Annotated in this window: 15 protein-coding genes; 10 read left to right on the top strand and 5 right to left on the bottom strand. The window is 51.4% G+C overall.

The annotated features are described in order from the left end of the window. Nucleotides 1-228: hypothetical protein (locus RTK32_RS10610; protein ID WP_312043727.1), on the top strand; the 228-nt coding region annotated here is incomplete at its 5' end. A gap of 40 nt (nucleotides 229-268) precedes the next feature. Here RTK32_RS10610 and RTK32_RS10615 read toward each other — a convergent pair. From RTK32_RS10615 to RTK32_RS10630, 4 genes are all read right to left on the bottom strand, one after another. Next, nucleotides 269-406 carry a hypothetical protein gene (locus RTK32_RS10615; protein ID WP_312043729.1) on the bottom strand — a complete coding sequence of 46 codons (138 nt, stop codon included), beginning with the start codon at nucleotides 404-406 and terminating at the stop codon, nucleotides 269-271. A gap of 144 nt (nucleotides 407-550) precedes the next feature. After that, nucleotides 551-970 (bottom strand): DUF4186 domain-containing protein, encoded by a 420-nt coding sequence (locus tag RTK32_RS10620; RefSeq protein WP_312043731.1) that lies wholly within the window; start codon nucleotides 968-970, stop codon nucleotides 551-553. A gap of 424 nt (nucleotides 971-1,394) precedes the next feature. After that, entirely contained in the window at nucleotides 1,395-2,111 is a 717-nt protein-coding gene (locus RTK32_RS10625; RefSeq protein ID WP_312043733.1) for a YoaK family protein, read from the bottom strand. A 184-nt stretch (nucleotides 2,112-2,295) separates the two neighbouring features. Beyond that, entirely contained in the window at nucleotides 2,296-2,466 is a 171-nt protein-coding gene (locus RTK32_RS10630) for a hypothetical protein (protein WP_312043735.1), read from the bottom strand. Nucleotides 2,467-2,609: 143 nt separating this feature from the next. On the opposite strand from RTK32_RS10630, the gene RTK32_RS10635 reads away from it, so the two are divergent. From RTK32_RS10635 to RTK32_RS10655, 5 genes are all read left to right on the top strand, one after another. Further along, nucleotides 2,610-2,813, top strand: a complete 204-nt coding sequence (locus tag RTK32_RS10635; RefSeq protein ID WP_312043737.1) for a hypothetical protein — start codon at nucleotides 2,610-2,612, stop codon at nucleotides 2,811-2,813. A gap of 1,037 nt (nucleotides 2,814-3,850) precedes the next feature. After that, nucleotides 3,851-4,090, top strand: a complete 240-nt coding sequence (gene ycgZ / locus RTK32_RS10640; protein WP_312043739.1) for a regulatory protein YcgZ — start codon at nucleotides 3,851-3,853, stop codon at nucleotides 4,088-4,090. 76 nt (nucleotides 4,091-4,166) lie between these two features. Continuing rightward, the gene (locus RTK32_RS10645) at nucleotides 4,167-4,439 is read left to right on the top strand and encodes a hypothetical protein (protein ID WP_312043740.1); all 273 of its coding nucleotides are present in this window, start codon (nucleotides 4,167-4,169) and stop codon (nucleotides 4,437-4,439) included. 979 nt (nucleotides 4,440-5,418) lie between these two features. Beyond that, nucleotides 5,419-5,757, top strand: coding sequence for a hypothetical protein (locus tag RTK32_RS10650; protein ID WP_312043742.1), 339 nt, complete (start codon nucleotides 5,419-5,421; stop codon nucleotides 5,755-5,757). 751 nt (nucleotides 5,758-6,508) lie between these two features. Beyond that, the gene (locus RTK32_RS10655; protein WP_312043744.1) at nucleotides 6,509-6,859 is read left to right on the top strand and encodes a RidA family protein; all 351 of its coding nucleotides are present in this window, start codon (nucleotides 6,509-6,511) and stop codon (nucleotides 6,857-6,859) included. A gap of 32 nt (nucleotides 6,860-6,891) precedes the next feature. Here the strand turns inward: RTK32_RS10655 and RTK32_RS10660 are convergent, their stop codons facing one another. Next, a complete protein-coding gene (locus RTK32_RS10660) occupies nucleotides 6,892-7,137 on the bottom strand; it encodes a YoaH family protein (protein ID WP_312043746.1) in 246 nt (81 codons plus the stop codon). 110 nt (nucleotides 7,138-7,247) lie between these two features. Between RTK32_RS10660 and pabB the strand changes: the two genes are divergently transcribed. The 4 genes from pabB to RTK32_RS10680 all read left to right on the top strand — a co-directional run. Further along, on the top strand, nucleotides 7,248-8,609 hold the full coding sequence (gene pabB / locus RTK32_RS10665; RefSeq protein WP_312043748.1) for an aminodeoxychorismate synthase component 1: 1,362 nt from the start codon (nucleotides 7,248-7,250) through the stop codon (nucleotides 8,607-8,609). After that, on the top strand, nucleotides 8,602-9,174 hold the full coding sequence (locus RTK32_RS10670; protein ID WP_312043750.1) for a CoA pyrophosphatase: 573 nt from the start codon (nucleotides 8,602-8,604) through the stop codon (nucleotides 9,172-9,174). The genes pabB and RTK32_RS10670 overlap by 8 nt, the downstream gene beginning before the upstream one ends. Before the next feature lie 331 nt (nucleotides 9,175-9,505). Beyond that, on the top strand, nucleotides 9,506-10,870 hold the full coding sequence (gene sdaA, locus RTK32_RS10675) for an L-serine ammonia-lyase (protein ID WP_312043752.1): 1,365 nt from the start codon (nucleotides 9,506-9,508) through the stop codon (nucleotides 10,868-10,870). Between the two features lie 166 nt (nucleotides 10,871-11,036). Next, nucleotides 11,037-12,546, top strand: a 1,510-nt coding sequence (locus tag RTK32_RS10680; RefSeq protein WP_312043754.1) for an EAL domain-containing protein, incomplete at its 3' end; no start/stop codon positions are given.

A 12,546-nucleotide genomic window follows, 5' to 3' on the forward strand; every position in this document is an offset into this window, starting at 1 on the left:
AAGCCTGGAATGGCCTGCGCCAGCGCGCCGTCTGCTGCAAAATCGTTTACCACGTATCCTCACCGCCTGTTAAAAAAAGCAGGCTATTATGTCAGTATTACCGCAAGGATACAAATCGTTATAAATCAAATAGTTATTGCGACAAGCCAGCCAGTACAACGCGTACAGACATACAGGCTCAGGCTAGAGAAAGAGGCATGTCGTACCGCGTTAGCGAGGCGCTTATAATATTAATAATGTTTTATTTTCCCTGGTGAAGAATCCGCTTTTAGTGGTGCGGGTAAGGCCAGCTGTGATCCCAACCTGAAGCCGAGAACAACCCGGTCACAATAAAGTAGAGCAGCAGAGCCGCAAAAATAGATATAGCTATTCTTTCAATTAAAACAATAAGTTTAGAAGATTGCATACGAATACCCCTTGTTTTAGCAGTGGATTTACCTGCCTCTGCAAAACTAGAATGTTACCGGTAAAATCGCAAGCCTTTCGCCCTCCTGATTTAATGAACTTTGTTAATACATATTTCACCTTCGGGGCGACAGGGCACCTGGCCCTACAGCAGCTTAAGCTGTCTGTCCCTGTCTGGCTGCTTTTTACCGCCCGGCGCAGGCGGCTGTGGCCGCTGCATCTCCAGTCGCAGCCAGTGCAGGATTGTCTGGACCACCCACGTCTGCTGCTCTGCGGTTAACGGCTGGTGGGCAGGAATGTGATGCCATTTGCTCAGGCAGCCTCGACAGCAGGTCGCGGTTGCGTGCTGCGCAATAAATACCGGATGACCGCGCATCGGCGTTTGCTTGCCGTCATTCACCGGCTCCGCAGAAGAGAGACGTTCACGAATAAAATCAGCGGCGTGCCTGCTGACCGTCTCCTCGCCTTTCTCCAGACAATAGCGGTATTCGCGGTAACCTAAATGGAATTTTTGCCGGAACGGCGAGCGCGACAGGCGCAGAAAAAGATCGTCAATGGCAGACATAATTAATCCAGGTGATAAAGGTAAAGCCACGTGCCAGCATAGCATTCGCCTGGCGCAGACAGGCATTCTCAGAGGGAAATCTTACGGCTCCGGAGATATTTATCATCCCCCGTGTAGCCGTAAACGAGACATCGACATAGCATCATAAAGTTCCCCCTGTTCAGGCTCTCCACAAAAGAGATAAGCCGTTTAAGGATCGATGAGATGTTATTTTGAATGCTGCTGAAGGGAAAAGTCTATCTTAAGCCTGTCGCCGGAAACCCGGTAAATACCTTGCCTGTTTTCTTTAGCTACCCCGATAAAGCCGTCAACCTCTTTGGGCTGTGGGCAATTAATCAAACCTCTGTGGGTTTCACCTGATTTTATGATTACTCCAATATGGGGTGTCAGGCCGTCAAAAACACCTTAAGAGCTTAATATGCTTTTATCCGTTCTCATGGCTGGCCAGCATGTTATGCAATGCCAGACAAATCACGCCGAGGCCTATGAAAATCAGAAATCCATAGCCAAGTAAATGAAAAAGCCCTATCCCTGCCACCCCGCCGCCCAGAAATGACAGTAGCGTGAAAGCGTGCAGTCTGAGTCTCTCAAGATAAACGGGCGCGTCTTTTGGCGACTCTTTTCGCCTCAGCACATCAAACAACATGGCCAGTTCTATCCCAATATCCGTAGAGGTTCCTGATACATGCGTCGTTCTTACTCGTGCATTGGATATGCGGGTCACGACTGCATTTTGTAATCCCATTAAAAAGCTCAGGGACAAGATAAGTAATACGCCAGGCGAAAACGGACTCATCCAGCTTTCAACAATGCCCAATAAAACGAGGCCTGCTCCCTCAATGATAATGTTGACGGCATAAACCGTTCGCATCTTCTTCCTGCGGCCCGCATTGATAAGAAGGGTGGAAAATGCGGAGCCGGCAATGAAAATACAAATAATCGAAAGGAAAAACAGACCTGGAGCAAGGCTGGCTTTCGCAAGATGATCCGACAGTGAAGAGACATTGCCCGTCATGTTGGCGGAGAAAAACCCCACCACTTCAAATGCTGCTGTGTTCACGGCTCCGGCAACGGCAGCGAGAGTGCAGGCAAGTTTTGTATCTGCAATATTGCTACGTAAATTCTCAGTGCTGATTAGCATGTAACCTGCTGTATGCAACTTAAGTAATCATATGATCTGCTCAATCCAAATCAGTAACAAGATGCCAAATTTAAAAAAACAGAAATCCTCTGCTGACTGTCTATACCGCCAGATAATCCGATGCCTATCTGGCTTCATTCCTTATTCCTGCCCGGTTACACAGGCCGGACAGCTCAGCAATCGGTCACACGCCTTCACTAAAGGACAGATTGTCCGGCACGGATGGCGCATCAATCGGGCCTGTCAGCTCAGCGGACAGACTGCCCTGCGGCCGCTTTACTTTCCGGTAATCCACCAGCGGTTTTTGCTGCGTCCCGTAACGGGTCAGCCGCGCTGCTGGCACAGAAACACTCATCAGCCGGTCATCTCGCGTGAGGTTGAGTGGAAGTCATCTGCTGAGGCGAAGGGATATTTTCAGAATAGGCTAAAATTCCGTAAGAGAGAGTCAGCCAGATACGTTGGGGTAACGACGCGGTTTTATCAGAAAGAGGACGGAAAATGAAATTTACGGTGATTTTTGAGGATACCGGCATTGAAGAGGAGCACGATTTTGACTCCAAACCTCGCGCCGGAGAATTAGTAACCCTGGCGCGCGAGGGTAAAGAGGCAGATTATATCGTTATCATTGAGCCTGACCCTGACCATACCCATGACAATGGGCGCGAGGGACATCCTACCAAGGCCACGGTCCGGCCAGCTTAATCAAAAGATGTAACCAACCGCCTGTCGAGGCGGTTTTTTATGCCTGAATTTCAGGCGTTAATTGTGCGATCTCTCATATGAAGGCTTAAACGTTACGAATGAGCGCACTGGCCAGCGCCTTCGGAAAAAGAGATTCGCGTTCTTTGAACTCAGGCAAAATCCCTGGAGAAGACGTTGAGTAACGGGTAGCCCAGGCTGGCTTTCTTTCCCGAAAGACAGGTGAGTCGTATGACAGAAAGAGACATGTATGTAGGGGCGCAAGGACAGAAAACTGGAGCCCGGGCAATCGATGAATGCAGCGCTTTCATCAGATTATTTTTCACAACATGCAGGCCTGATTATTGATAGTGTTTTCTCTCAGCCTGGCCTGCAGGTATCCGCCGACTTAAAGAGTGAAACAAACCGCAATTAAAGCACCGAGAGGTGAAAGGAGCGGGAAAAACATGTAAAGACCCGGAAAGGGTCATAAACCTTTGCGTGTGTCCCCAATCAGTCCCATCAAAACGGCAACAGCGCATCCCATACTTTCCCTGCTCCGTCACGCCATTCCGACCCGACATGGGGTCTGGGATCGCCTTTTCCATGCTCTGCCATCGCCTTTACCGTGCTCTGGCTGTCTTTTACCGTAGTCTGCCTTATCCTTTACCGTGCTCTGGCATCGCCTTTCCCTAGTCCGGCGTGTTTATTTCACTTTATAATTTTCCCCAACGCCACGCCTGGTCAATCTCACTAAACCCTGTCACCTGACCAGGGCTTCTGAGACACATCGATGTCGTAGTTCAGTTTATCTCGTTCAATACACAAGGTATTTAATACGCAAGGCAACACTAGCGTATTCAAACTTGTACAGCTTTGTAGGTAGTCGACCTCTAAACACACGCCTTACAGCGTTCTTTTTCCGCTGTTTCTGTATGGCAGCAAAGACGAGGACCGATAACAGGCTGAAACTTTAAAAAAAATAAACCTGTACAGCTTTATATCTTTTGTATAACTTAAGCTTCAGTTCACTGCTTACTTAAAATACAACGGAGTTTCTGATGCAACATGCCCTGAACAAAACCGACATGAACACCTCTGTTTCAGCATTTTTTACCCGCGCAGCTCTGCCATCACAGCAGGAGACGCTGGGTTCAGTCGCCTTAGAGATACTCCGTTCAGGCCGAACCCTGAACCGTAAAGCCATTTGCGTACGCCTGTTGGGACGTATTGATACAGCGACTTCAGTCGAAGAAGAAATGCATCTACAGGAACTTATTGGACTTCTGTTCTGCGAATAAAGGCTACATTCTGAGCTGACTTTGCAGCCGGACGCGACAGCCATGACTGACAGCCTACCCCTTTCAGGGAACGACAATGAAAAAAGAAAAATATGAAAAGCTTAGTGAAATCATCATTGGTGAAGCGGTGCTTTCTCAACTAAGGGAAAAATCTTCTGTTTCATGGCATGCTATTCTTATCAAACTTGAAAGTTTTCTTCACGCCGAATTAAATAATGAAAAAATTTGTGCAGCCATGCTGGCTATTCAAAATGTTAAAAAAGAGATTAACCTGAACAGTTTCCGTCTTTCAGGTAACAGAGTCACCATGCCAGCCGCCAACGACAGCATTAATATTAATAAAAATTAAAGACCAGATTAACGCAACAACGCTTGCCAAATAATATTTTTACACTCGATTACTCTTCAGATACTTTGCGGAAAGCATAAAGATAAAAAATAGCGCTTAAGGCCATCATCTTTTCCTTAAAAGATTCTGGCCCAGTATCCCGTAACGCTGTTCTTTATCTTGCCGCCGGGATGATGACGGCTTGCTGTTGATAGATAAGGTGTGCCGTCCCGACAGTGTCTTAGGGGAAATTATCAATGATTCGGGAGCGCAAAACTGCCGAAGTGAGTGTTAGAATTAAGTGGATAACAGATATGGCCTTACTGGCGTAACTCTGGCCGTGATAAAAACAGAATCTTTTCTTTTCCATGCCAGAATGAAACTTTTAAAAAAATATCAGCCCCTCTATTACCCCGTCTCACCCTTTAAAACTGACAATCAAAGATCCCCTACATACCCCCTTCTTTCCATTTGAAAAAATGCCAACATCTTCTGAGAAAAAAGCTACCTACCCCAAAAAAACATGGCTGTCCTCGCGTCCCTTATAAATTGCTAACTCGATGTTTACCCCATTAATGCCGACTTTCTGATAGCGCATTTTCTTGCCCGGCTATACGTTAAAACAGACCGTTCCTCTGTACTTATTGAAAGAGCCCGACAGGATGGCAACGAGTACGAAGAACAGGCGGCAACGTCGACAACAAGTATCCGGGAGAAAGGCCTGAATATCCTGGCACTGAGATGCTGCACATCACAGGTTAGGAAAATTATACTCGTTGCGGTAACATTCTTCACAAAAACCCGGTCAATCATCTGGTGGCCGGAGAGCCGGACATGACAGTCAGCACAACATATAAATACTGGCTCTCCCGGTTTGTTAACTTGCCAGCGGATAAAGAAGCCTTGAAAGCCGTTACACTGCTTGTTAACGGTGGCAGGAATGGCTTTACTCAGAGGCACCTGAGCCGGGACGTATTAAAAAGGAAAGAGGGATCGCTCAATGAATATTAAAATTGCCGTTGCATTAAGTTTGATACTGACTATGTTCAATGCCTGGGGGGCGACGGAGCAATCGTCGCTAACCTGCCAGGGTTCAGCAATTAGGGATGCAAAAAAACTGCTGTCATTCTATCGGGATAATGATGACAGGATCTCTGTTGATAAAAAAGTGACGCCTTTGGCAAAGATTAAGAATCCGCAAAATGCCATGCAAAAATTCGATGTTTTTGAAACCTGGGGATATATCTATAAAGGCAAATATCGTATGCGCTTTATGTACTATTCGGATGTTGATTGTCTCCTGATGGGAGAGGAAATACTGGAGTATGCAAATCTGTAAGGATCATATTATCTACAGGCAGCACGTTTCTTATCCTGTAGTCACCCGCAATAAACAGACCAGTGCATTGCCTGACTAACTGCGCCATTGCAGGGGTTTTATTGGCACATTTCAGGAGGCAACCCTGTTTGATATTACAGAGGAAGCCTTGGAGCGTGAAGAGTCGGAGCGTACGCCAGCGCTGAATAATCGACAGCACCGGCTACGTCGCCGCCAGTTTGTCGCAACGGGGTGGCGATAAGCAAGCGCAGCCGGGCACCCGCTATTGCTGGCGGGAGTACCGGGGAATTACAGACGGGAATCTGCCAGCGTCAGGAAAGAAAAGCCCACTCAGAGCGCGGCGCACTCCCCTTTTGCGTCAGACAAACAGACTAAAAAGATGACCGTGCTGCCGCCTGGCAGATACCCGGCCCGTTAATGGCGGGCCTGTTTCGTGCGTGTAGCGAACGAAATGAAAGCATGAGTCCCCCCTTAAACATCTGCTGCCGCTCTCGCCTGTTCTGGCCGGATAAACAGCACAGCAGATCTGTTTTTTTGACAGGCGCAACGAAGACCCTTGCCCGACATCCCCCTATCCGTTGTGCAGGAAAGGGGTTGGCAAAATATCAATATCCTTAGGCGATATGCTCACTTTTCATCAGGCCATTTATCCCTGCACGCCAGGCGTATTGATGATATTTTTAACCAGAATGTCCCAAATCTGTCCCATACTGATTTTAAGAGTGGCACAAATAGCAATTAAGGTTTTGATATGTCTAATGAAATAGTAAGAATCGACCCGGAACACCGCATGTCAGAAGCGGTAGTGCATAACGATACGATTTATTACACCAGCGTACCGGAGAACCTGGACGAAGGCGCCGAAGCGCAGACTGCCAACGCGCTGGCGGTCATTGATCGTATTCTGACCCGACTGGGTTCAGATAAAAGCCGTATTCTGGACGCCACGATTTTTCTGGTGAACAAAGAGGATTTTCCGGCGATGAACCGCGCCTGGGATGCCTGGGTTTCGCCAGACAATGCGCCGGTACGCTGCACCGTGCAGGCCGGACTGATGAACCCGAAATATCTGGTTGAGATCAAAATTATCGCCGCCAGATAAACTGATGGCGCACCGGTTGGTGCGCCACTCTGTTACTCTTCTTCGTCGTCAGCGTCGTCGTAATCAGCCCGCCCGCGCGCGTTTTCCTCACCTTCTTCATCTTCATCTTCATCGTCGAAACGAACGGCGATCATTTCGCCCGTATGCGTTTCGCGAATTTCAGCTGCCACCAGCTGGATAGCCTGCCCGCTGCTCATGCCGTCGGCCATCAGTTCCTGGATGCGCTCCACTGCCTGTTGCTGCTGCTCAAGCGACAGCGCCGGTAAACCACTAATCATAATTGCTCCTGTTTCAGTCGCGAGAAGTATTCCACGCGTAACAAACAGATGCCAGTAGCAGAAAAATATGTCAGGCTTATTGCCTGTTTTAGTTCTGATCTGCTTAAACCATGCCACCTGTTTATTATCCTCTGCAGTATACGCCCGAATCGCTCGGGGATCTGTTTACTGTTATTGCCCATCAGCCTTGGGCGATGCTGCTGGATTCCGGCTTTGCGGAACACAGCGACAATCGCTTCGATATTATGGTTGCCGATCCCATTGCCACTCTGGTCACCCGGGGCGGCCTGACCCGCATCATGCGTGACGGCCAGCTCACAGAAAGTGAGGCGGATCCGCTGGCTCTGCTGAACCAGTCGCTGCAAGAAAGCAATCTGCAGGCGACTGAAAACAGCGACTACCCTTTTCAGGGCGGCGCGCTGGGCCTGTTCGGTTACGATCTGGGGCGGCGTTTTGAGAAGCTGCCGCAGCTGGCGAAGCCGGATTTAACCACGCCTGATATGGCCGTCGGTCTCTATAACTGGGCGCTGATTGCCGATCACCACCGTCAGACTCTGACACTGGTGACGCATGGCGACGCCGAACAGCGGCTGCGCTGGCTGAAGGCACAAACGCCACTGCCGACGGAGCCTTTTCGCCTGACCAGCGACTGGGTTTCTAACATGAGCCGGGAAGCCTATGGCGAGAAGTTCCGCCAGGTTCAGGCGTTTTTGCGCAGCGGCGATTGCTATCAAATTAACCTGGCGCAGCGCTTTCAGGCCCGCTACAGCGGTGATGAATGGCAGGCGTACAGGACATTAACCCGCCAGAACCGGGCGCCTTTCAGCGCCTTTGTCCGCCTGCCTGACAGTACGATATTAAGCCTTTCGCCCGAGCGCTTTCTGCAGAGTGCAGAGGGCAAAATTGTCACTCGTCCAATTAAAGGTACGCTGCCGCGCCTGAGCGATCCGCAGGCAGACCGTCGTCAGGCAGAAAAGCTGGCGCAGTCGCCTAAGGATCGGGCGGAAAACCTGATGATTGTCGATCTGCTGCGCAACGATATTGGCCGCGTGGCTGTACCCGGCACGGTAAAAGTCCCGGAGCTGTTTGTGGTGGAACCTTTCCCGGCGGTACATCATCTGGTCAGCACCATCACCGGCACGCTGAAACCGGAGCTAACGGCCTGCGATCTGCTGCGCGCCTGTTTCCCCGGCGGCTCTATTACCGGCGCTCCGAAAGTGCGGGCGATGGCTATTATTGATGAACTTGAACCGCACCGTCGCCATGCCTGGTGCGGCAGTATTGGCTACCTCAGCGTCTGTGGCCGCATGGACACCAACATCACTATCCGTACGCTAACGGCGGAAAATGGCCAACTTTACTGTAGCGCAGGCGGTGGTATCGTCGCCGACAGCGATGAGCAGGCGGAATATCAGGAAACGTTTGACAAGGTAAACCGTATTCTTCCCTGCCTGGAGCACTATCATGCCTGATTCGTCACCGACGCTGCAGCAGTTCATCACCCGTTTTCTGCTGCAGCGGCCCGAGCCTGCCGTGCTTCAGCTGCCCACACGTCAGGCGGCAGTGCTGGTGCCGATTATTAACCGCCCGCGGCCTACGTTGCTGCTGACCCGACGCGCCGCCACGCTGCGCAAACACGCCGGGCAGGTCGCCTTCCCCGGCGGAATGCGGGATGATGAAGATCGGTCATTGATTCACACCGCGCTGCGTGAAGCGCAGGAAGAAGTGGCAATTCCGCCAGAAAATGTCCAGGTCATCGGCGTGCTGCCGCCCGTCACCAGCAGCACCGGCTTTCAGGTCACGCCTGTAGTGGGCATCCTGCCCGATCGTCTTGCCTGGCAGGCCAACGAAGCGGAAGTGGAATCGGTATTCGAAATGCCGCTCCAGGAGGCGTTACGGCTGGGCCGCTATTCGCCGTTGGATATTCATCGCCACAGTGCGACGCACCGGGTCTGGCTTTCCTGGTTTGACGACTATTTTATCTGGGGCATGACTGCGGGCATTATCCGGCAGCTCAGCCTACAGACAGCAGAGTAGCGCTTTCGCACAAAATAGCGCCGGTTACCCACTTTGCCAGCGGTTTAAAATGAAAGGGAGAGAAAATTCCCTGTTTTAGTTTGCCTGCCCCTTCACAATTAGCGTAAATCCTTTATATTGCAGCGCAAATACGTGGCCCCGAACAGAACGGGCTGCGCTTTGTTTTGCCTTAATTAAGATTGGCCAGAAAAAAGGCGCAAAACTGAATGTGATGCGGCTAGCAATAACTTTCCTGCCAGAAGAAGATTAGTTTATTTCATGCGACTATCGTTCCCATGATGATTACCATTGAATACTATCCAGCAATTTACTGCGGACCCGGGAGCAGAATGTGATTAGCGTTTTCGACATGTTTAAGATCGGCATTGGCCCATCCAGTTCCCACACGGTGGGACCCATGAAAGCCGGCAAACAGTTTGTTGACGATCTGGTCAGCCTGGGCAAATTAACGGATGTCACGCGTGTTGCCGTAGACGTTTATGGTTCGCTTTCCCTGACCGGTAAAGGGCACCATACCGATATCGCGATTATTATGGGCCTGTCGGGCGCCTCGCCGGAAAGCGTGGATATTGACGGCATTCCGGCCTTTATTCGTGACGTAGAAACGCGGCAGCGTCTGCTGCTGGCCGCAGGCGCGCACGAAGTCGATTTCCCACGCGAAGGCGGCATGGTATTTCGCAGCGATAACCTCTCTTTGCACGAGAACGGCATGCGCATTCACGCCTTTGCCGGTGAAGAGCTGATCTACAGCAAAACCTACTATTCTATCGGCGGCGGCTTTATCGTTGACGAAGAGCATTTCGGCCAGTCCACGCTGAACGAAGTCTCGGTACCCTATCCGTTTAACTCCGCGAAAGAAATGCTGGCGCACTGCCATGAAACAGGTTTGTCGCTTTCCGGTATGGTAATGAAAAACGAGCTGGCGCTGCACAGTCGCGCGGAGATCGAGCACTATTTCGCGGACGTCTGGCAGAGTATGCGCGACTGTATCGATCGCGGGCTGAATACCGAAGGCGTTCTGCCTGGCCCACTGCGCGTTCCGCGTCGCGCCGCCGCGCTGCGTCGCTTGCTGGTTTCCTCAGACAAGCTCTCCAGCGACCCCATGAACGTTATCGACTGGGTAAACATGTTCGCGCTGGCCGTTAACGAAGAGAACGCGGCAGGCGGACGGGTGGTGACGGCGCCGACTAACGGCGCTTGCGGTATCGTGCCGGCCGTGCTGGCCTATTACGATCACTTTATCGCCTCGGTCAGTCCCGATATCTTTATCCGTTATTTTCTGGCCGCTGGCGCGGTAGGTATTCTGTATAAGATGAACGCTTCTATTTCCGGTGCGGAAGTCGGCTGCCAGGGCGAAGTGGGCGTCGCCTGTTCAATGGCGGCGGCGGGACTGGCAGAGCTGCTGGGTGCCAGCCCGGAGCAGGTCTGCGTGGCGGCAGAAATCGGCATGGAACACAATTTGGGTCTGACCTGCGATCCGGTAGCCGGTCAGGTCCAGGTTCCCTGTATTGAGCGTAATGCTATCGCTTCGGTAAAAGCGATTAACTCAGCGCGCATGGCGATGCGCCGCACCAGCGAAGCACGCGTGTCGCTGGATAAAGTCATTGAAACCATGTACGAAACCGGCAAGGACATGAACGCCAAATACCGCGAAACGTCTCGCGGCGGTCTGGCAATAAAAGTACAGTGTGACTGATTTCCCCAGCGCCCTTTGCGGCGCTGGCTTTTCTCCTGCCGCTCCCCTTTGCTTCTTTCAACCAGCAAGCGCCTGTTTAAACCCGTTTTTCCTTTCCGGGAACTAAACTTACCTTTATCTTTGCCGATAACAGCCTGGTCGCGTTTCGCTTTGAGGATGGTAACGAATGCAAGTGTCACAGGAAGCTACAGGGGCTTTTCGCCGCAGGCGCTTGTTGATTGCTGTAATAACAGCCGCATTGGTGCTTATCCTTACGTTGGCTTTACGCTTTGTCATTGAAAAAAATCATATCGAAAAGCTGTCGCATACTTTTGCCAGCGAGGCGATCCAGCGCTTTGATCGTCTTTTTTCTCCGCTCGACGTAGCGGCCAATAATACGCTGGGCCTGATAGGCCTGCCCTGCGATCAGGTTCGGTTTCCACTGGTGGAAAAGCTGGCCTCGCTGCAAACCGTGCGCTCAATTATCCTTGTCTATCGCGACAATATGTACTGTTCAAGCATTTATGGCAGTTCCAATATTGGCTTCAGTAGCACCTATCCCGAGCTGGCCGTTAATAATGAACGCATGCTGCTGAGCACGGACGAGCACCTCCTTAAAGGCTCACCAGTGCTGCTGCTGTGGACGCCACTGGAAGCAAGCAACCAGGCTGGCATCCTGCAAGTTATCAATATTGAGCTGATGAGCAACTATTTGCTGGAGCCTCAGCTGCCATGGGTGGAACGGGTCATTTTCAACGTAGGCGAAAACAGCCTTGAGTTCGGTAATCCTTTGATCGAAAAAGCGCAGCCGTCCGAGGATGAGGTTAGCTATCAGAGCGCTTCGCTTCGCTACCCTTTTTCCGTCACGCTGTATGGGCCGGCCCCCGCCAGGCTTGCGCTGCTGGCCTTACCGGCACAGCTCCCACTGGCGCTGCTGCTGAGCCTGCTCTCCGGCTACATTATCTGGCTGGCCACGGCGAACCGCATGAGTCTTGCCTGGCAGATCAGTTACGGTATCAACGCGCGTGAATTTCTGGTGTATTGTCAGCCACTGATCAACGCCCGAAGCGGCGAATGTGAAGGCATCGAGCTGCTGCTGCGTTGGCATAACGACCGCCAGGGCTGGGTATCGCCGGACCTTTTTATCCCGCTGGCCGAACGGCATAATTTAATCGCGCCGCTGACGCGTTATGTATTAACTGAAGTGGTTAGCCAACTGCCGCTGTTGCCAGCCCGACCTGATTTTCACATCGCCATTAATGTTGCCTCCAGCCATTTCCATGACCGGCAAATTATGACGGATTTAAAGCAGCTCTGGTGGCCCGCTAATCCGGCTCAGCAGCTGATTGTTGAACTGACCGAACGCGATGCGCTGCCGGAAGTCGATCGGCGCGTGGTGGCTCAGCTGCGCCAGACCGGCGTGAAGCTGGCGATTGACGACTTCGGGACTGGCCACAGTTCGCTCTCTTATCTGAAAACGCTTAGCCCGGACGTGTTGAAAATTGACAAGGTCTTTACCGCGGCGATCGGCACGGACGCTATTAACGCGACGGTAACAGATATGGTGATTTCGCTGGCACAGCGGCTGAACATCGGCCTGGTGGCAGAAGGTGTGGAAACGGCAGACCAGGCGGCCTACCTGCGTGAAAAAGGCGTGGACGTGTTGCAGGGGTACCTGTTTGCCCGACCGATGCCAC

The organism is Erwinia sp., assembly GCF_031978025.1.
Lineage (GTDB): Bacteria > Pseudomonadota > Gammaproteobacteria > Enterobacterales > Enterobacteriaceae > Erwinia.